Raw genomic sequence first — 19,767 nt, 5'->3', positions numbered from 1 at the left:
GGGAAGCAACAGGCAATGCCCGGTGGGCGAACGAGAATCGACAGTCTCGTTTGGGACAGACTACGCCCGCTGTCATCCTGAGGAGCAAAAGCGACGAAGAATCTCTGCTTTCCCTCCTTTTCTTCCAAGCATCAAGGGTACTGCGAAACCGTTTATCATACAACAATATGAACACCTTTGTCTTATCTGTGTTCATCTGTGGTTCCCATTGGATTTCTGGCAAGGAGGGAAGTGAGGAAGAGGCATCGGTAACCTCCCCTGTATCCCCTCCTTGAAAAGGAGGGGGCATTGGAATCCCCTCATCCTAGCCTTCTCCCGCGAGGGGAGAAGGGACCCTTAAAACTCCCTCTCCCTTGACGGAAGCACTTCTTAAGTGACGGGTGGGGTGAGGGTGATCGATGACTTTCCTCATTAAAATCCTTCGCGGATGCTCAGGATGAGAGATTAAGGAAAAACCCCCCTAGCCCCCCTTACAAGGGGGAACCGGTCCGGGCCACGCCCGGCCATTTGCCTCGGACGCAGCCCGCGCCCACGGACCCTCGCTCGCCCGCAACGTACTAGCATCTGCCTCGGACGCAGTCCGCGCCCACGGACCCTCGCTCGCCCGCAACGTACTAGCCATCTGCCTCGGACGCAGTCCGCGCCCACGGACCCTCGTTCGCCCGCAACGTACTAGCCATCTGCCTCGGACGCAGTCCGCGCCCACGGACCCTCGCTCGCCCGCAACGTACTAGCATCTGCCTCGGACGCAGTCCGCGCCCACGGACCATCGCTCGCCCGCAACGTACTAGCATCTGCCTCGGACGCAGTCCGCGCCCACGGACCCTCGCTCGCCCGCAACGTACTAGCATCTGCCTCGGACGCAGTCCGCGCCCACGGACCCTCGCTCGCCCGCAACGTACTAGCATCTGCCTCGGACGCAGTCCGCGCCCACGGACCATCGTTCGCCCTCAACGTACTAGCATCTGCCTCGGATGCAGTCCGCGCCCACGGACCATCGTTCGCCCTCAACGCATTAGCCCGTTGCCTCCGGGTGCAACCCGGCCCGTTGCCTCCGGGTGTAACCCGGCCCGTTTGCTCCGGGCCACGCCCGGCGTTGACTTTGTCGGGGATTGGCGGTTTAATGTGCGGCGACGCTCACCCGATCCACTTCCTTGAAAGTTAAGGTCATGCCCGAATTGTTTTTCGAAATCGGAACGGAGGAAATCCCCGCCGGCTACATCGAGCCCGCGCTCAAGCACCTGTCGGGGCAGCTTTCCGATTACCTGGAGAAGCACCGCCTGCACGCCGGAAAGCCGGTGTGGGTGGGCACGCCGCGCCGCCTGGCCGTGTGCGTGCCGGACATCGCCGCAAGGCAGGAGGACGTGGTCGAGACCCACTTGGGCCCCAGCGTCAACATCGCCTACGATGAAGAGGGCAACCCCACGAAAGTCGCCATCGGTTTCGCCAAGGGCAAGGGCATCGAGGTTTCCGAACTGACGCGCGAGGCCACGCCGAAAGGCGAGGTGCTCTGCGCCCGCGTGGCGAAAACGGGCCAGCCGACGGCGGACATTTTGAACGCCTACTTGCCGGAGCTGTTCGGCTCGATCCCGTTTCCCAAAAAAATGCGCTGGGCCGATGGCAAGCTTGCATTCGCGCGGCCGGTGCACTGGATCGTCGCGTTGTTCGACAGCCAGCCGCTCGCATTCGAGTTCGGCGGCATCGCTGCGGGCACGGCCTCGCGCGGGCACCGGTTCCTCAAGCCCGACGCCTTCCCCGTCACCGGCTTCGACGACTACCTGAAGCAGGCGGAGGCGCACTGCCTGGTGGTCGATCCCACGGCGCGCCTGCAACGCATCCGCCAACAGCTCGATCAATTGGCCTCGGAGGTCGGCGGCGCCATTCGCGAGGACACCGAACTGCTCGACACGGTGACCTATCTCGTCGAGTATCCCGTGACGCTGCGCGGCGAGTTCGAGGCGCGTTACCTGGAGTTGCCGCAGGAGCTTTTGGTCATCACCATGAAGCACCACCAGAAATACTTTCCCGTATGGAAGGGCGATGACCTGTTGCCGTACTTCCTCGCCGTCAGCAACATGAAGACCGAGGACGGCACGTTGATCCGGCAGGGCAACCAGCGCGTGTTGCGCGCCCGGCTCGACGATGCGCGGTTCTTTTATGATGAAGACAGGAAGCACAAGCTGGAAGAGTTTGTCGAGGAACTGAACGGCGTCGTGTTCCAGAAGGACCTGGGCACCGTGTATGAACGCACCGAACGCATTCAGGCCCTCGTCACCGCGCTCACCGGGGAGATTCAGCCGGGGCAGGTTCTGCCCGTCGATGCCAAGGCCACCCAGCGCGCGGCGATGTTGTGCAAGGCGGACCTGGTGACGCAGATGGTGTACGAGTTTCCGGAGTTGCAGGGCGTCATGGGCGGCTATTATGCGCTGCATGCGGGCGAAGGCGAAGACGTGGCCACCGCCATCAAGGAGCATTACAAGCCCGCGTTCGCCGGGGACAGCGTGCCTTCGACGATGACCGGCGCGCTGGTGGCCATCGCCGACAAGCTGGACACCATCGTCAGTTGCATCGGCGTCGGGTTGATCCCCTCCGGTTCCGAAGACCCCTACGCGCTGCGCCGCAACGCGCTCGGCATCATCCAGATATTGTTGAAATACGATTTGCAGACCAGTCTGGAGTGGCTCATCGACCGTGGCATCGCCATTCTGGGCGGCAAGGCGAAGCTGGCGGAGGACAAGATCCGTTACCATTGCCTGGAGTTGTTTTCGCAACGGTTGAAAACGTTGCTGACGCAGGAAGGGTTCGAGTACGACGTCATCGACGCCGTGCTGGGCACGCGGGTGGATTCGTTCAAGGATATCCGGGAAAAGGCCGTCGCCCTGTCCGACCTCAAAAAGCAGCCGTATTTCGAGACCCTCGCCATCGCCTTCCGGCGCGTGGCCAGCATCATTGAAGGGCAGGTGCCGGATGCCGTCGATGCCGCACTGCTCAAGGAGGAACCGGAGCGGGAACTGTATGCGCAGTGGGAGGCCATGCAGCCGACGGTGGAAAGCTGTCTCAACATCCGCGATTATTCGTCGGCGTTGGCGAAGATCGTTGAGATCAAACCGGCGGTGGACCGGTTTTTCGACGGCGTCATGGTCAACGTCGACGACGCGGCGCTCAGGCAGAACCGCATGGCCTTGTTGAAGGCGGTTTCCGGATTGTTTTCGCAACTGGCTGATTTTTCCAGAATTGTCGTCAAAAAAAGTTGAAATGAAAATGCGGGTTGGTTACCCTGAGGCCCGTTTTTCCGATTAATCCTATAGGAGTCAATTCCTTACACGCCTCTTAAAACGGGGTGTTTTCACGATAATGAGTCCAAATCCCAAGTACGTTTATTTCTTCGGAGCCGACCAGACCGAAGGCAAATCAGAGATGCGGGAGTTGCTCGGAGGCAAAGGCGCCAATCTGGCGGAAATGGCCTCTTTGGGCATTCATGTCCCGCCCGGCTTCACCATCACCACGGAAGCCTGCAATTATTATTTCAAAAAGAACCAGACCCTGCCTCCGTCCCTGTGGGACGAGATCGTCAAGAATCTCAAAAATCTTGAAAAGGTGATGGACAAGGATTTCGGCGGCAAGAAGGACCCGCTGTTGTTGTCCGTGCGGTCCGGTGCGCGCGTGTCCATGCCCGGCATGATGGACACGGTGCTGAACCTCGGCCTCAACGAGGACACCGTGAAGGGGCTCGCCAAGAAGACCAGCAACAACTGGTTCGCGCACGACTGTTACCGCCGCTTCATCGCCATGTTCGGCAACGTGGTGCTGGGCATCGACGGCGGGCATTTCGAAACCATCCTCGAGCGCCAAAAGAACAAACGCAAGGTGGAGTTCGACACCGACCTCTTGGTGGACGATCTCAAGGCCGTCATCAAGGACTTCAAGGCGCTGGTGAAAAAGAAAACCGGCAACGCGTTCCCGGACGAGCCCATCAAGCAATTGAAGATGGCGATCGAAGCCGTGTTCAACTCGTGGAACATCCCGCGCGCCATTCATTACCGCCGGCTCAACCACATTCCGGAAGACTGGGGCACTGCGGTGAATGTGCAGTCGATGGTGTTCGGCAACATGGGACTGAGTTCCGCCACCGGCGTCGCCTTCACGCGCAATCCCGCCACCGGCGAAAAGAAATTTTACGGCGAGTACATGATCAACGCCCAGGGCGAGGACGTGGTGGCGGGCATCCGCACGCCGCAGCCGATCACCAAGCTGAAAGAAGAGATGCCGGACAGCTACCAGGAGCTGCTGGAGGTGTACCAGACGCTGGAAAATCATTATAAGGACATGCAGGACATCGAGTTCACCATCCAGGAAAACAAGCTGTACATGTTGCAGACGCGCGCGGGAAAACGCACCGCGGCGGCGGCGATCCGCATCGCCGTGGACATGGTGCACGAAGGCCTGATCAGCAAACAGGAAGCGCTGCTGCGCGTGCCGGCGGACCAGGTGGATCAGATTTTTCATCCCATGATCGATCCCAAGACCAAGGTCAAGGTGCTGGGCAAGGGACTGGGCGCCTCCCCGGGTGCTGCCACCGGCAAGGTGGTGTTCACGCCCGATGCGGCGGCGGAGATGGCGCGCAAGAAGGAACGCGTGATCCTGGTGCGCATGGAAACCTCGCCGGAAGACATCCACGGCATGAGCGTGGCCCAGGGCATCCTCACCGCCAAAGGCGGCATGACGTCGCACGCCGCCGTGGTGGCGCGCGCCATGGGCAAACCCTGCGTTTCGGGTCTCGGCGAACTCAGCGTCGATGTGCGCAAAAAGAAAGCGTGGCTGAACGGCGTCGAGATCAAGGAGTTGGACCCGATCACCCTCGACGGCGCCGACGGACGCGTCATGCAGGGCCAGGTCAAGCTGGTGCAGCCGCGCGTGACCGGGTACTTCACGCAGTTGATGAGCTGGGTGGACAAGGTGCGCAACCTGAACGTGCGCGCCAATGCCGACACCGCGCACGATGCGTTGGTGGCGCGTGAATTCGGCGCGCAGGGCATCGGACTGTGCCGCACCGAGCACATGTTCTTCGACGAGGACCGCATCCTGCTGGTGCGCAAGATGATCGTCGCCGACAAGGACAAGGCCCGCGACGAAGCGCTCAAAAAACTGCTGCCGATCCAGCGCAGCGACTTCACCGAAATTTTCAAGGCGATGGAAGGCCTGCCGGTGACCATCCGCCTGCTCGATCCGCCGTTGCATGAGTTTTTGCCTGCCGACGCCAAGGAGATCAAGGCGCTTGCCAAACAGATGAAGGTGTCGCCGGCGGCATTGAGCAAGAAGATCCATTCGCTCAAGGAAGCCAACCCCATGCTGGGCCTGCGCGGGTGCCGGCTGGGGCTGATGTTCCCCGAAATTTACAAGATGCAGGTGAGCGCCATCATCGAAGCCGCGTGCAAGCTGGTGAAGAAGGGCACCAAGGTGTTTCCTGAAATCATGATCCCGCTGGTCGGCCATGTTGAGGAGTTGCGCCAGACCCGCGCGCAACTGGAAGAAGTGGCGCAGGAGATCATCAAGAAGTCCAAGGTGAAACTCGATTACAAGGTGGGGACGATGATCGAACTCCCGCGCGCCGCCATCACCGCCGATGAGATCGCGCCGGAAGCCGACTTCTTTTCTTTCGGCACCAACGACCTGACACAGACCACCTTCGGCCTCAGCCGCGACGACTCCGGCATGTTCCTGCCGGAATACATCGAGATGGGCGTGCTGGAGCGGGACCCGTTTGTCAGCGTCGATGTCAGCGGCGTGGGTGAGTTGGTGCGGGTGGCGGCGGAAAAAGGCCGCGCCGCCAACAAAAAAATCCATCTCGGCATCTGCGGCGAGCACGGCGGCGACCCGAGATCGATCGAGTTTTTCAACAGCATCAAGCTCGATTACGTCAGTTGCTCCCCGTTCCGCGTGCCGACGGCGCTGCTGTCCGCGGCGCAGGCGGCCATCCGCGACCCGAAGCCCTGATTTCCCTTCCGTTCACGGTTTCCAGAATCGGGTTGACTTCAAAAATGGGGGCCACCATAATTGTCCCATTCTGATGAAATTGTATCGTCTTGCGGTGGAAGCAGGCCGTTTGAGGGACAATTCCGAAACGCAACCGCACTCCGGCGCAGGCTGCCGGTTTTGAAAGGCACGGAGGTTCAGTAATGAAGATCGCGATGACCGGGATCACCGGAATGCTGGGGTCCCACCTGATCAACCGACTCCATGGAACGAAGTCGGGAGAGGCCGCCGACCCGGCGATGGGTGCGGAGAACTTCGACGTGCGCGCCCTCATCCGTGAAGGCAGCGTGGTCGAGCACCTCAAACCGTTTGAAGAAGTGGACTACGTCATCGGTGGGCTGGAGGACAAGGAGTCGCTCGCCAAGCTGGTGGAAGGCCGCGATGTGGTCGTCCACATGGCGCATTTCCCCGGCCCCGTGCAGACCGCCGACCAGCTGGTGAATGTCAATGTGAATGGATCGTTCGACCTGCTGGAAGCGGCGCGCCGCGCCAAGGTGAAGCAGTTCATTTTCATCAGCGCCTGCAATGTGTTCGGCCAGGTGTTGCCGACGGTGGACGAACAGCATCCCCTCGATGAATCCCATCCGGTGCAGCCGGGCACTTTGTATGGCTCGATCAAGTCCGCCATCGAAGCGTTCTGTTTCTTTTTCCAGAAGAGCCGTTATTTCGACGTCTCCATCATCCGTCCGGTGCTGACGTATGGGGTCCGGCCGGAAATCCAGAAGTCGGAGTGGTTCAACACGGTGGATTTTCTGGCGACCAATTACAACGTGGACGTGAAAGGCAGCACCAAGTACGTGTCCGTCGATTCCGTGGTGCAGGCCATCGTCAACACGCTGGGCAACAAGGACAGCGCGGGCAAGATTTACCACCTGGTGGACGACCACATCCACAACATGGACCTGGCGAAGATGATCGCCGAAGCCATCGATTCCTTCGGCGAGGTCGAGGGCACGATGGGCGAGAACGGCGTGCCCATGTCCAACCAGGCGGCGCGCGACCTGGGCGTCACCTTCCGCGGTCGCGACGGTGTGCTCGATTACATCAAAAAAGTTCACGAACTGCAGATGACCTACGGAGGCGAACGCAAGATCGAGAACTGGTGAACGACGGCTCACCCCGGTGAACGCCTCTCCAGCCAAATCGCTCCTCGTGCACACTCAGCATGCTGGCATCCGAATCCTTCATTGAAAAATTAAGGGAACGCGGTTACGACTTCTTCACCGGAGTCCCGTGTTCGTTGCTGTCCGGGCTGATCTCCGCGCTGGAAGCGCGCCAGGACGTGCCGTACTACCCTTCCGTACGCGAGGATGCGGCGGTGGGCCTGTGCGCGGGCGCGTTCATGGCGGGCAAAAAACCGGTGCTGCTGATGCAGAACTCCGGCCTCGGTTACAGCCTCAACGCCTTCACGTCGCTCAACCTCATTTACAACCTGCCGGTGCTGGTGATCATGAGCTGGCGCGGCTGTGGCGGCAAGGACGCGCCGGAACACATCATCATGGGCGACGTCAACGAGAAGCTGCTGGAGACGGCGGGCATGGAGTACGATGTGATCGGCGAGGCCAACGTCGATGACCTGCTGGGACGTGCCGAGAGTGCGTACGGCCGGCACCTGCCCTACACGATGCTGGTCAAGAAAGGCATGTTCGATGAAAGGCATTGAGGTCTATCGGGAACTGGCGCCGCTGTTGCAAGCCGAACCCGTGGTGTGCGCCAATGGCTACATCAGCCGCGAGTTTTTCAACGTGGACGACCGCAAAGGCAATTTCTACATGATCGGGTCGATGGGCCTCGCTTCCTCCATCGGCCTCGGTGTGGCGCTGGCGCGCCCCGATCGCAAGACGATCATTCTGGATGGCGACGGCAATGTGCTGATGGCGATGGGCACGCTGGCGATGATCGCCGCCGCCCAGCCTAAAAACCTGCTGCACATCTGCATCGACAATGAAGTGTACGAATCGACCGGCAAACAGCGGTCGCTGTCCAGCGCCATCCGCCTGGAAGAGGTGGCGAAGAGTTCCGGTTACACGCAGGTGCTGCGTGTGACGAAGAAGGAAGAGTTGAAACCCGCCTACGAACAACTGCACGCCGCAGACGGCCCCACGTTCCTGCTGATCAAGGTGGAGCCGGGATTCGATCCCAACAATGGCCGCGTGACCCACACCCCTGAAGAAATAAAAAGCCGGTTCATGGAAACGCTCACCAGCTAGCAAGCGTTTTCACAAACCGGCTGAGTGCCGCCGGGAGGAATCCGGTCAGGCGCGTGTATCGATGTGTTGCCCGCGTGCGCCTGCGATCAGGTTGCTCGCGTCCGGGGGAAGAACCCCGCCCGTATTTTCGGCAGCCGATGCCGGGGCGACCGGACGCGGTGCCTGCGTCTGCGCGGCGCGGTTGTTGTTGGCCGTGTTTTGACCCCGCAGCGTCACTTTTTCCTGGCCCACGTCGAGGGGGGCGGAGCCGGATCGGCCTGCAGGGAGCAACGATCCTATCGAAGAAATGTCCATGAAATCCTCAGGGATTCAGGGTTGCCGTTTTCCAGTTCAGGAATCTTCCCGGTGTTCTTCCACCAGATCGCCGACGGCTTCTTTCAGCCGCAGGAATTCCTCGGACGGAATCTGCCGGACCACTTCGTTGTTCTCCGGATCCACGAACTTGACCACGATCTGGTTGTCTTCCGTGACGTCCCGCACGGGTTTCGGCGGATTATTGGAACTTCTGGTTTCCGGAGCGTTCCGCGTGAAAACGGAAGCTTTCAACCCTCGTGCCGAAATGGATACGGTGTCCTCACTGGCATTTTGCGGATTCCCGGTGACCCGCGGCGCGGACGGCGCGTTCTGGGCGGCGGTTGCCGGACGAGCGGCACTGGCCTGCGCAGGCGGGGTGTTGGGAGTCAGCTTCGGACCCACGGGTTGGTTGAGTTCGGTTGCCATGGTGCATCACCTCACGATACAAAATTGGGTTCGCCCTGGTTCATGTTGCACGGGAATCACCGTTTTGGGAGGTCCGGGCCGGACCCTACAATGATCCCGTACTTCTCAACGGCAGCCGCCTGTGGGAACTTGAGGGCCTTTTTAAGATTTTTTTTAAAAAATGAGGGCAATCCGAAAAGGAAGTGCCAGAAAACGGGAAAGGGGTTGATTTCCGGTGGATTTTTGCGGATTTTCCGGGCGCGGACTTATTGAATTGAAGCGGCCTAAACGGTATGATGAACGTTTTCGCCAGACAGCTTCCGGCAGGCCTCTCAGGGCCGGGCCTTCTACTCACATCAGGGTGTTTCAGCGTTAATGAAAGAGTTTGCCAAAATCCTCCGGTACGCGAAGCCGTACACGAAAAACATCGTCTTTGCGTTTTTGTGCCTGGCCTTGACATCGGTCATCACGCTGATTCTGCCGTTGATCGTGCGCAACGTGATCAATGCTGTCGTGGTGCAGAACAATGCCCAAGCGCTGAACAGCCTGACGTTTGATCTGGTCGTCCTCATCGCCTTTCAGATGGTGTTTGGGGTGACCACCAACTACATTCTCGGCTTCGTCGGCAACCGCATCACCGCCGACTTCCGCATGGATTTTTTCGGCCACATCCAGCGGTTGTCGCTGTCTTTTTTTCACGGGCGGCGCGTCGGTGAAATCCTGTCGCGCATGGGCAACGACATCACGGTGATCCAGAAAGCCCTCATCTCCATCCCGGTCGCCGTGTTGCGCCAGACCATCACGTTGCTGGGCGGGCTGGCGATCATTCTTTATCTGAACTGGAAGTTGACCGGGCTCATCCTGCTCATTCTGCCGCCGCTCATGCTGTTCGCGCGCGTCTTCGGCAAGCGGTTGAAGGATCTGTCGGAGCAGGTGCAGGACCGGCTGGCGAAGGCCGCGGTGGTGTTGGAAGAGATGGTGTCGTCGATCAAGGTGGTCAAGTCCTACACCCGCGAGCCTCATGAACAGAAACGCTTTGAAAGCGGCATCGAGGACGCGTTCGATGCGGAAGTGAAAAAGGTGAAAATTTCGGCGGCGTTCGGTCCGTTTATCCTGTTCCTGACGTTTCTGGTATCCACGGCGCTGGTGTGGTACGGCGGCCGTCAGGTGATGACGGGGACGACGACGCCGGGCGAGCTGGCGGCGTTTTTCCTGTACGCCATCATCATCGCCGGACCCATTGGCACCTTCGTGCGCCTGTACACGCAGGTGCAGGAAGCGCTGGGCGCCATCCGCCGGGTGAACGAGATCATGAACCTCGAGCCGCAGGTGACCACGCCGGACAACGCGGTGGCGCTGGAGCAGGTCGAGGGCCGCATCGAATTCGACCATGTGACCTTTGGCTATGCGCCGGAGCGCCCGGTGGTGCACGACATTCATTTCGACATCGCGCCGGGCGAACGTGTGGCGCTGGTGGGGCCGAGCGGCGCCGGCAAATCCACCCTCATCCAACTGCTGCACCGCTTCTTCGATGTGGACGCCGGGATGGTCCGCATCGACGGCCACGACCTGCGCGAACTCGACCTGACCGCCTTCCTCAAGCAAATGGCGCTGGTGCCGCAGGAAACGCTGCTGTTCGGCGGCACCGTGCGCGACAATATCCTGTACGGCAAACTGGACGCGACCGAAGACGAGCTGAAGCGCGCCGCGCAATCCGCCAACGCCGAGGACTTCATCCGCAACCTCGAAAACGGTTACGGCACCATCGTCGGCGAAAAGGGCGTCAAGCTGTCCGGCGGCGAGCGCCAGCGCATCGCCATCGCCCGCGCCATGCTGAAAGACCCGCGCATCCTGGTGCTCGACGAGGCCACCTCGTCGCTCGACAACCAGTCGGAGAGCCTGATTCAGGACGCGCTGGAGAAACTGATGAAAGGCCGCACCACGTTCATCATCGCCCACCGCCTCAGCACCGTGCACACCGCCGACAAGATCGTGGTCCTGGAAAAGGGTCGCGTGGTGGAGATCGGCACGCATCCGGAGCTGATGGCGAAGGAAGGCCTGTACCACCACCTCTACAGCCTGCGCCTGTTCGACGACGCGCCGCTGACGCTGGAAGAAGAAGCCTGAGCATCCACTCCCCCCACCCGATCTTTTTCGTATTGCCCCACCGGATTTTGAATTACTCTCTACGTAACGAATTCTGCACTGACTATAAGCCGAAAGGTTTGAATAACTGTTATTATTGGTTAACACATAGATTCTTCGTCGCCTGCAGCGCCTCAGAATGACAACTCAAATCCCAGCGTGTCATTCTGAGCGAAGCGAAGAATCTATGGGTTGCTTTCTCTTGCTGATGCAAGCTTCTCCTTAACAATGGAATCTCCATGCCAAAGTTGAAACTGCTGTTCGGTGTTCACAATCACCAGCCGGTGGGCAACTTCGACCGCGTGTTCGAAGAGCTGTTCGAAAAAAGTTACCGGCCCTACTTCGATGTGCTGGAGCCGCACGCGACGCTCAAGACCGCGGCGCATTTCACCGGGCCGCTGTTGGAATGGATGCAGCGGCACCGCCCCGACTTTTTCAAACGTTTGCGCGGGATGGCGCAGTCCGGCCGATTGGAAATCATGAGCGGCGGCTTTTATGAGCCCATCCTGTCCAGCCTGCCGGAGGAAGATGCGGTGGGGCAGATCCGCATGATGAACGCATTTCTTGAGGCCGAGTTCGGCGTCACGCCGCGCGGCCTGTGGCTGGCGGAGCGCATCTGGTCGCCCACCCTGCCCAGCCTCATCGCCAAAGCGGGCATTGAGTACACCGTTCTCGACGACACGCATTTTTATTACGCCGGGCTGGAGGCGGAGCAGATCCACGGCTACTTCATCACCGAAAACCAGGGACACGCGCTCAAAATCTTTCCCATCAGCAAAACCCTGCGCTACTCGATCCCGTTCGATCTGCCGGACGTGACGCTCGAACACCTCAAGCGGTTCCGTGACGAAAACGGATTCGACGCCGTCACCTACGCCGACGATGGCGAAAAATTCGGCGGCTGGCCGGAGACCTATGAATGGGTGTACGAACAAGGTTACCTCAACAACCTGTTCACCGCCCTTGAGGCGAGCCACGACTGGCTGGAGACGGTGACGTTCAGCGAATACATCGACCGCACGCCGCCGGTGGGGCGCGTTTATCTGCCGATGGCTTCTTATGATGAAATGATGGAATGGGCGTTGCCGCACCGCGTGGCGTCACGCTTTGAAGCGTTGAAGGCGGACCTCAAGAAACAGGGCATGGATGAGGCGGGGTACCGCACGTTTTTACGGGGCGGGCAGTGGGACAACTTCCTCACCAAGTACGAGGAAAGCAACCTCATGCACAAGAAGATGCTGCACGTCAGCCGCAAGGTGCACCGGTTGCCGGCCGCACAGCAGCAAGACAGCGGCGCGCTCCGGGAACTGTATCGCGGCCAGTGCAACTGCGCCCAGTGGCACGGCCTGTTCGGCGGACTGTACTTGAATTATTTAAGGCATGCTTTATACAACCACCTCATTGCGGCAGAGAACATCGCCGACACGTTGTTGGACGGCGCCGATCGCGGCCTCACGGTGGAGGTGCTGGATTACAACCACGATGGGCATGAGGAAGTGATTGTGTCGAATCCGGTGATGACCGCGGCCATCGCTCCCGCTTACGGCGGCGGATTGTTCGAACTGGATCACCGCCCCGCCTGTTTCAATCTCAGCAACGTACTCAAGCGCCGGGAAGAAGCCTACCACCGCAAATTGGAAAAAGCCGAGGCGGCGGACATGGAGGACGAGGCGCAGCCCGCGTCCATTCACGACCGGGTGCGGGTGAAAGAGCCCGGCCTCAAGGACCGGCTGGTTTACGATGTGTTTGAGCGCTATTCCTTTCTGGAACGTTTTTTGCCAGGAGACACCACACTTGCCGATATCAAATCCAGCCGCTACCGGGAACTCGGCGATTTCGCAGGGCATCCCTATGCGGTGATGCATCGTTCCGAAGGGGCCGCGCACCAACCGTTCGAGCTGGCATTGCAGCGCGACGGGCGCGTGATGCAGGACGGTGTGCCGCAGGCGGTGACCGTTAGCAAGCGCTACACCTTTACGCCGGACGCAGGCGAGATCGCAGTGCAGGTGACGGTCACGCACCGGGGCGACCGGCCGCTCGATGTGCTGTGGGCGGAAGAGATGAATTTCACCCTGCTGGCGGGGAATGCACCGGATCGGTATTACGTGTCACCCGCTTTGGGCGCAGAGCGGCCGCGCATGGACAGCGAGGGCGGATTGGAGGAGGTTGCAACGTTTGGAATGCAGGACGAGGCGTTCGGGTTCCGGTTGACGCTGGATGTGGAGCCCGCGCTGGATTGGTGGTGGTATCCCGTCGAAACGATTTCGCAGTCGGAAGAAGGGTTCGAACGCACCTATCAGGGGTCCTGCCTGGTGGCCCATCAGGCACTGCGTCTCGACGCAGGCGCTTCTCAGGCCTTTGCCTTGCAGTTGACGCTGTCCCGGACGAACGGTTGAGGCGTCGAATTCGGGCAGGAATTCCGAAAAAGAAGGGGAGGCGGCAACCGGGACTTATTCGCCCGGGTCGGCTCCGTTGACGAAGCCTATCAAGTGCGCCCGCTTTTCCAGTCCGCCTTTTTTGTAGATGCGGACCACCTTCTCAATCACCTCGCGCAGTTTCTGATCCTCTCCATACTGCTCCAGCATGGAATTGACCATGCCTTCTTCCTGAGCGCTCGCCGACTCGTCGCGGGTCATGGGACCCTTGCCGGTCAGCAACCAGACGATGTTGAGGTTGGAAAACTGGTACAACTTGGCGATGGTATCGGCAGAGGGCAACGACTTTTCGTTTTCAATGTCGGAAAGCGACCCTTGAGATATTTTGATCAGCTTGGCCAGCTCGTAGGACTTCATCGGAATGGTTTTGCGCCATTGCCGCAAACGCGATCCCAGATGCTTGGCCGTACCTTTATGTTTTTTTTCTGGCATGATGAAATCAATGAACGATTGATAACAGAAAAATGGTAATGAAAACCGAGCGCACCCGACCCTCATTCATTATCGTACTAATAAACCCCTTTTTCCCTATTAAATTTATTAAGGAGGATGGGTGGGCCGGACTCGTGTACCAGCCATCTGCTCCCAACAAGGCAGCACGTGCGGATTGTAGAAGTGCAGTCCAATACTAGCCAATTCCGCATTTTAGTCAACCAAAACCTTGAAAACTCAGGGATAACAGGCTGTCTGGGGAATCGCGGGCTTCGGAGGGTTCGAACTTGATAATCTTAATATTTGAAAAGCCGAATATTAGGAGGATGGATAATATTGGAATTACGAAAACTGCACTCTGTGACATGGTCTCCAGAAAAGGAGTTGGCGGGGAGCAAACCAAGATTCACGCTGATCGGGGTGTTCGTATTCAAAAAATATTTAAGCCTGGGAACGGGATGCCCGGAATAGATATCTCCCATACCGTATAAAGTACGGGGCAACTGGGCGTAAACCGGATTCGTGCCGCCGGCCGTTTATTAGGTCCCTCCGATAAAAACTTTTTTTTCGCCCGGCTCATAAATAAGAGCCATTCCGGGCTTATTTTATTTTGGTATCGGGTCGCTTCCATGCGTGGGGCCGCTCAAACATTGTATTTAGATACATTGTTTGGTTTTGGGGAGGCCTGAGGTTTGATTCGTTTCTCCTAAGTTGATGGGATAAAAAATCGCTTTTCTGATTCAGGAGGGATATTCGGAGGCCTGCCGCAAACGGTCGGCCACAGGCTGGTGGTAGGAGGTCCAGCCAGCGGGTTCCGGCGGCCGCTCGGGGAAGGGGGAGAGTTTGGATTTCAAGTGCAGGATGCGTTCCACGGAGCGTTCCACCGGGCCGGTGGCGATGTCCCCGCCTTCGATGCCTTTTATCAGTTGTTCGTGCAGGGCCAGGACCTTGTCGCGGTGGTGGCAGATGAGCAGCATGTCCAGCCCCGCTTCCACAGCGCGCTCGGCAAAGCTGTCAAACGGGAAGTGGTGTTCCACCGCTTTCATTTCCAGATCGTCGGAAATGAGGACTCCCTTGAAGCCCATCTGTCCTCGTAAAATATTATGCAGGATGGGACGGGAAAAGGTCGCCGGCAGGCGGTCGTCCCAGGCCGGGTACATGACGTGCGCGGTCATGATCGCTTCCAGCCCGTTTTGGATGGCGTGGGCGAAGGGTTCCAGCTCGATGGTTTGCAGGCTGGCGACGTCGCGGCTCACCCACGGCAGGTCGTGATGCGAATCGAGGTGCGTGTCGCCGTGTCCCGGAAAATGTTTGCCGACAGGCACCACGCCGGAGTCGCGGCAGCCCCGCATGAACGCCGTGGCCAGCACGCCCGCCCAGTGCGGATCGGTGCTGAAAGCGCGGTTGCCGATAACGGGATTGCCGGGATTGGTATGCACGTCCAGCACCGGCGCGTAGTCCATGTTCACCCCCACATCGTGCAACTCGCGGGTCAGGGCGCGGCCGAATTCATAGGCCAGGTCTTCGGACCGGGTCCGGTCGAGACCGAGCGCTGGCGGAAACTCGGTGAACGGGGCCTTCAGCCGCGCCACGCGCCCGCCTTCCTGATCGACGGAGATGAACAGGGGCAGACCGGAAGCCGATGCCGCCGCCACCTGTTGCAGGTCGCGGGTCAATGCGTGCAACTGCTGCGGGTTTTCGTAATTGCGGTCGAACAGGATGAACCCGCCCACGTGGTGGTTGAGGATCAGGTCCTCCGTTTCTCGGGTGACGGTGGTGCCGTCGAACCCGGCCAGGAGCATTTGTCCGGTCTGTTCGCGCAGAGAAAGTTGGGGTTTCAAAAAAAGCGGGCTCCGGTCGAGGGCTGTGCAAACGATGCGTTTGCGGTTCGGCAAAGCATATCATTAAAACGGATTTGTGAGAATAGTTCCGACCGCGCACCCGGTGAGGTCTTGCAGCGGGAAAGGGAGCAACCCGTATATAATATGAATAACGGGTTGTGATAGAATCCCGATACTTCGACATTGTTTACGAGTTGATTTGTTCGCTTATGCATCCAAGACGCGTGGTCATCACCGGGCTCGGGGCGGTCAGTCCCAACGGCATCGGTAAAGAAACATTCTGGAAAAACACCTGCAACGGGGTCAGCGGCATCGGGCGCATACAGAGTTTCGATCCGGAAGGATTGGACTGCATGATCGCCGGAGAAGTGTGCGATTTCGATCCCACCCGCTACTATTCCGAGACCGAACTCAAAAAACTGCCGCGTTCGGTGCCCCTGTGCGTGGCGGCGGCGGCGGAAGCGTTTGAAGACGCGGGTGTGGATTTCGACGCGTTCACGGAAGAGGATTTCGAAAGCCTCGGTGTGCTGGTCGGCACCGGCGGTTCCGGTATGGATTTTTCAGAGAAGCAGTTCGGCTTCTTTTACTCCGACGACAAACACAAGATCAGCCCCTACGCCATCTCCAACTCCCTGGTGGGGATGTTGTCGAGCGAGGTGTCGATGCGTTTCCGGTTGCAGGGGCGCAGCCATGTCATCTCCAACGGCTGCACCAGTTCGACCGATGCGTTGGGGTATGCCTTCAACGCCATCCGTTTCGGCCAGGAAGACTGGTTCCTGACCGGCGGCGTCGAAGCCTGCGTGACGCCGGCGATGATGACCGGGTTCCAGCGCATGCGCGCCAACCCGGTGCATTTCAACACCGACCCGACGCGCGGGTCGCGTCCGTTCAACCGCGACCGCGAAGGCTTTGTGCTGGCGGAAGGCAGCTGGATGCTGGTGCTGGAGGAATTGGAGCATGCGCGCCGCCGTGGCGCCGAAGTGTATGCGGAGATCGTCGGTTACGGCACCACCTGCGACGCCTACCACCGCGTCGCCATCATGCCCGACGGCAAACAGTCCACGCGCGCGATCAAGCTGGCGTTGAAGGATGCCGGTTTGAGCGACATGGATGTGGACTACATCAACTTCCACGGCACCTCGACCATCCTCAACGACAAGATCGAGACCCTTGCCGTCAAGCAGGCGCTCAACGGGTACGCCATGAAAATTCCGGTGAGTTCAACGAAGTCGATGGTGGGGCACCCGCAGGGGGCATCGGGAGCGCTGGGGGTGACGGTGACGGCGATGTCGCTGAAGCAGGGCGTGCTGACACCGACCATCAACCTGGACAATCCCGACCCGGAATGCGATATGGACTACATCGCCAACGAAAGCCGCGATGCCCGCACCCAGGTCGCCATCAGCAACTGCATCTCCTTCGGCTCCAAAAATTCCGCCCTCGTCCTGCGCAAATTCTAAGCAGGCCTTGGCAGGCTGCGCCTGATGCAACGGGCTGATGCCCGGTGGTCCCTGCGATGGTGTGTCTGCGGGCGCAGGCTGAGCCTGATGCAAATTCCGGGTTGCACCCGGAGGCGATGGGCTACTGCCCGGTAGTCCCTGCAATGATCTGCGGGCGCAGGCTGCGCCTGAAGCAAATGGCCGGGCGTGGCCCGGAGCAAACAGGCTGGTACGTTGAGGGCGAACGATGATCTGTGGGAGCAAGACGGTGGGCTCCCCCTTTGTAAAGGGGGAGCCCGGACTTTCTTGAATGCGGTCCGGTTAGCGGTAGGGCATCTGGTTGCCGGACAATTGCGACTCGATTTCCCGCTCGGCCTGGTTTTCGGCGGTGACGAACTGCTCCAGCTCTTTTTCGCCGTCGAGTTCGAACTTCCGCGGTTCCTTCTGTCCGCAGATTTCCTCATCCTGTTCGATGATGACCTTGGTGCCTTCGATCGATTTGATGGCGAACTTCTTGCGGGTCCGCAGGCGTGCGAAAATTTTCCGGTAAGTGATTTCTATATCGTGGGCATGATCGGACATGACGCACTCCTTAATAGTAAAGGGGGTATCCCGTTTAGCGATACTTTGAGTTTGCCCCATTATAAAATTACTCGGGCCGGAGTTCAATAGCCGTAAATTACAGTCTGTACCCACCATGTAGTTAGCCGCTTGCACCGGGCAGTAGCCCATCGCCTCCGGGTGCAACCCGGCCATTTGCCTCGGACGCAGTCCGTGCCCGGAAATGAGGGGTTAACAGCGTGTGGCTTTTGTGCTACGATTCTTCCAGCATACCGGGTCGCAGATTCCCACAAGCGGCCCTTCATAGCCTGCCTTCTCAACGGGAAGCGTTCCTGCTGACTCCGGTTTTCCTCTATCGATCGTCAACCAAACCGGGTCTCAACATACATGCCATCAAGACTGACGCTCCAAACCCTGGCCGAAAGCCTGATCCGCGAATCCGAAGCTCCCTTCACTCTGGAAGAATACGTGTCCCGGATTCAGGAGAGTTGGCAGCGCCGCATTGCGCCACAAACGCTGAATCACCTCAAAGCCAAACTCAACAACCATGACTACCTGATCGAAGTCGGCGACAATGATTTTTTGCCGTTTCGTTTGATTCTGGATCGGCTGGGACGCATCCCACTGGTGTTGTATCCCGGCAAGGCCGAGCAGGAGCAGGGATTGCTGGTGCCGGGTCACCGGATGGCGCCGTTTGTGTCGTGCGAGCTGGAAGAAGGCGACCTCACGTTTTACGATCCGGCCGGGCGCGAAGTGCCGAAGCAACGCAAAACGTTTTTCATCGAAGACGTCATTCCGTATTTCCAGTATTGCGATGAACGGCATTTCCCCGATCAGATCAAGGTCAACCAGTTCGTGCCCGGCAAGAGCATGCTCACGGTGACGGCGTGGCATGTGCGGACGCTGTACCGCGAGGGCGGCATCCAGCCCGGTGATGCGTTGCAAGCCCGGCTGGAGGATTACAGAAACGGCGTGTTTTCGCTGCATCCGTATCCGGCGGAACGCGTGCGGCAGGACCGCGTCCGTCTGCGTTCGTTGTACATCGGGCTGGAGCGGGTGTTGTGCGACCTGTCGCAGCGCAAGGGCCAGCAGCCCACGCGCCTCGACAAGCAGTTGTTGTACGCGCTGTTCACCCTGACCGAGCGGCGGGTGGAGATCCCCGCGTTTTCGTTTCCCGAGCTGGTGGAGAGTTTGGGCAAGATGGCGGTGGTGCGCGACGACCGGCAGGGCATTCACCTGGCCCCGGCGCACCCGATGGGTCCGGAACCGTACCAGTGGGAAGTGGTGGAACAGACACCCAGCGGCCGTACCGGATCGCTGGGCGAGATTTTCGAAGACATGGGGCTGGCGTTCACCGATCTCGAGTTCAAGGCCATTTTGTATTCGGTGATGGCCACCGACGATTTCGACATCGAAGCCGTGTTCGATCTGCTGTTCGGCGCCAAGCGCGACACCTTCTACGACGACCGCCAGCACAAGGCCTTTTACCGGTTCCTGCGCAAACTGTTGCAGGGCATCTGCGAAGATCTGAAATGCCCGGAACCGAAACCGGTGTCCGACATCCGCAACCAGACGGTGAGCATCAAACTGCGCCTGATCGAAATCCTCCGCTACCTCGAGTCGCAATACGTGAACCTGGAAGACCTGCCTGCGGAAATGCTGGAAGTGCTGGCGGATCTCGACGAATTCTGCACCAACACGCTGGAGGTCCTTGCCGACCGCCTCGAACCGCCCGATGTCAAATCCATCCGCGATATGCGCATGACTCTGCAAATGATCGCCCCCGACGCCGACCTCATCGAAGAAGACATCTACAACAACCTCGGCATCTACTAACCGGGCATGGCCGGGTTGCACCCGGAGGCGATGTACTGCCCGGTAGTCCCTGCGATGGTCTGCGGGCGCGGACTGCGTCCAAAGCAAATGGCCGGGTGCACCCGGAGGCGACGAGGAAACGTTAAAGGTTTCTTTG

Annotated in this window: 14 protein-coding genes; 9 read left to right on the top strand and 5 right to left on the bottom strand. The window is 59.3% G+C overall.

Annotated features, from left to right (window positions below; all coding sequences use genetic code 11):
* The first annotated feature begins 1,169 nt into the window (after window positions 1-1,169).
* The 5 genes from glyS to QML71_RS13160 all read left to right on the top strand — a co-directional run bounded on the left by glyS (window position 1,170) and on the right by QML71_RS13160 (window position 8,243).
* Window positions 1,170-3,254 (top strand): glycine--tRNA ligase subunit beta, encoded by a 2,085-nt coding sequence (gene glyS / locus QML71_RS13180; protein ID WP_282012389.1) that lies wholly within the window; start codon window positions 1,170-1,172, stop codon window positions 3,252-3,254.
* Between the two features lie 100 nt (window positions 3,255-3,354).
* Window positions 3,355-5,994, top strand: coding sequence for a pyruvate, phosphate dikinase (ppdK, locus tag QML71_RS13175; RefSeq protein ID WP_282012388.1), 2,640 nt, complete (start codon window positions 3,355-3,357; stop codon window positions 5,992-5,994).
* 182 nt (window positions 5,995-6,176) lie between these two features.
* Window positions 6,177-7,139, top strand: a complete 963-nt coding sequence (locus QML71_RS13170; protein WP_282012387.1) for an NAD-dependent epimerase/dehydratase family protein — start codon at window positions 6,177-6,179, stop codon at window positions 7,137-7,139.
* Between the two features lie 59 nt (window positions 7,140-7,198).
* Entirely contained in the window at window positions 7,199-7,696 is a 498-nt protein-coding gene (locus QML71_RS13165) for a thiamine pyrophosphate-binding protein (protein ID WP_282012386.1), read from the top strand.
* Window positions 7,683-8,243 (top strand): thiamine pyrophosphate-dependent enzyme, encoded by a 561-nt coding sequence (locus QML71_RS13160; protein ID WP_282012385.1) that lies wholly within the window; start codon window positions 7,683-7,685, stop codon window positions 8,241-8,243. Before QML71_RS13165 ends, QML71_RS13160 begins: the two co-directional genes overlap by 14 nt.
* Window positions 8,244-8,288: 45 nt before the next feature.
* Here QML71_RS13160 and QML71_RS13155 read toward each other — a convergent pair whose 3' ends face one another.
* On the bottom strand, window positions 8,289-8,537 hold the full coding sequence (locus tag QML71_RS13155) for a hypothetical protein (RefSeq protein WP_282012384.1): 249 nt from the start codon (window positions 8,535-8,537) through the stop codon (window positions 8,289-8,291).
* Between the two features lie 36 nt (window positions 8,538-8,573).
* Window positions 8,574-8,963, bottom strand: coding sequence for a flagellar protein FlaG (locus QML71_RS13150; RefSeq protein ID WP_282012383.1), 390 nt, complete (start codon window positions 8,961-8,963; stop codon window positions 8,574-8,576).
* A gap of 354 nt (window positions 8,964-9,317) precedes the next feature.
* Between QML71_RS13150 and QML71_RS13145 the strand changes: the two genes are divergently transcribed.
* Together QML71_RS13145 and QML71_RS13140 are read left to right on the top strand one after the other, a co-directional pair.
* Window positions 9,318-11,069, top strand: coding sequence for an ABC transporter ATP-binding protein (locus QML71_RS13145; RefSeq protein ID WP_282012382.1), 1,752 nt, complete (start codon window positions 9,318-9,320; stop codon window positions 11,067-11,069).
* A gap of 257 nt (window positions 11,070-11,326) precedes the next feature.
* A complete protein-coding gene (locus tag QML71_RS13140) occupies window positions 11,327-13,483 on the top strand; it encodes an alpha-amylase/4-alpha-glucanotransferase domain-containing protein (protein WP_282012381.1) in 2,157 nt (718 codons plus the stop codon).
* Window positions 13,484-13,537: 54 nt separating this feature from the next.
* On the opposite strand, the gene QML71_RS13135 is transcribed toward QML71_RS13140, so the two are convergent.
* Both QML71_RS13135 and nagZ read right to left on the bottom strand, forming a co-directional pair.
* On the bottom strand, window positions 13,538-13,954 hold the full coding sequence (locus QML71_RS13135; protein WP_282012380.1) for a helix-turn-helix domain-containing protein: 417 nt from the start codon (window positions 13,952-13,954) through the stop codon (window positions 13,538-13,540).
* Window positions 13,955-14,694: 740 nt separating this feature from the next.
* Window positions 14,695-15,795 (bottom strand): beta-N-acetylhexosaminidase, encoded by a 1,101-nt coding sequence (gene nagZ, locus QML71_RS13130; protein WP_282012379.1) that lies wholly within the window; start codon window positions 15,793-15,795, stop codon window positions 14,695-14,697.
* 209 nt (window positions 15,796-16,004) lie between these two features.
* Between nagZ and QML71_RS13125 the strand changes: the two genes are divergently transcribed.
* Entirely contained in the window at window positions 16,005-17,255 is a 1,251-nt protein-coding gene (locus tag QML71_RS13125) for a beta-ketoacyl-[acyl-carrier-protein] synthase family protein (protein WP_282012378.1), read from the top strand.
* Window positions 17,256-17,555: 300 nt separating this feature from the next.
* Here QML71_RS13125 and QML71_RS13120 read toward each other — a convergent pair whose 3' ends face one another.
* Window positions 17,556-17,816, bottom strand: a complete 261-nt coding sequence (locus QML71_RS13120; protein ID WP_282012377.1) for a hypothetical protein — start codon at window positions 17,814-17,816, stop codon at window positions 17,556-17,558.
* A 366-nt stretch (window positions 17,817-18,182) separates the two neighbouring features.
* Between QML71_RS13120 and QML71_RS13115 the strand changes: the two genes are divergently transcribed.
* On the top strand, window positions 18,183-19,631 hold the full coding sequence (locus QML71_RS13115; protein ID WP_282012376.1) for a hypothetical protein: 1,449 nt from the start codon (window positions 18,183-18,185) through the stop codon (window positions 19,629-19,631).
* The last annotated feature ends 136 nt before the right edge of the window (window positions 19,632-19,767 follow it).

Origin of the sequence: Nitrospina watsonii, from assembly GCF_946900835.1 — a bacterium.
Lineage (GTDB): Bacteria > Nitrospinota > Nitrospinia > Nitrospinales > Nitrospinaceae > Nitrospina > Nitrospina watsonii.
Note: the sequence above shows the minus strand (reverse complement) of the source record. Positions and strands in the feature narration are given on the sequence as shown.

What these genes read in the sequence shown, in the direction of transcription:
- glyS (WP_282012389.1), top strand. Translation starts at nt 1,170, where the DNA reads ATGCCCGAATTGTTTTTCGAAATCGGAACGGAGGAAATCCCCGCCGGC.
- ppdK (WP_282012388.1), top strand. Translation starts at nt 3,355, where the DNA reads ATGAGTCCAAATCCCAAGTACGTTTATTTCTTCGGAGCCGACCAGACC.
- QML71_RS13170 (WP_282012387.1), top strand. Translation starts at nt 6,177, where the DNA reads ATGAAGATCGCGATGACCGGGATCACCGGAATGCTGGGGTCCCACCTG.
- QML71_RS13165 (WP_282012386.1), top strand. Translation starts at nt 7,199, where the DNA reads ATGCTGGCATCCGAATCCTTCATTGAAAAATTAAGGGAACGCGGTTAC.
- QML71_RS13160 (WP_282012385.1), top strand. Translation starts at nt 7,683, where the DNA reads ATGAAAGGCATTGAGGTCTATCGGGAACTGGCGCCGCTGTTGCAAGCC.
- QML71_RS13155 (WP_282012384.1), bottom strand. Translation starts at nt 8,537, where the DNA reads ATGGACATTTCTTCGATAGGATCGTTGCTCCCTGCAGGCCGATCCGGC.
- QML71_RS13150 (WP_282012383.1), bottom strand. Translation starts at nt 8,963, where the DNA reads ATGGCAACCGAACTCAACCAACCCGTGGGTCCGAAGCTGACTCCCAAC.
- QML71_RS13145 (WP_282012382.1), top strand. Translation starts at nt 9,318, where the DNA reads ATGAAAGAGTTTGCCAAAATCCTCCGGTACGCGAAGCCGTACACGAAA.
- QML71_RS13140 (WP_282012381.1), top strand. Translation starts at nt 11,327, where the DNA reads ATGCCAAAGTTGAAACTGCTGTTCGGTGTTCACAATCACCAGCCGGTG.
- QML71_RS13135 (WP_282012380.1), bottom strand. Translation starts at nt 13,954, where the DNA reads ATGCCAGAAAAAAAACATAAAGGTACGGCCAAGCATCTGGGATCGCGT.
- QML71_RS13125 (WP_282012378.1), top strand. Translation starts at nt 16,005, where the DNA reads ATGCATCCAAGACGCGTGGTCATCACCGGGCTCGGGGCGGTCAGTCCC.
- QML71_RS13120 (WP_282012377.1), bottom strand. Translation starts at nt 17,816, where the DNA reads ATGTCCGATCATGCCCACGATATAGAAATCACTTACCGGAAAATTTTC.
- QML71_RS13115 (WP_282012376.1), top strand. Translation starts at nt 18,183, where the DNA reads ATGCCATCAAGACTGACGCTCCAAACCCTGGCCGAAAGCCTGATCCGC.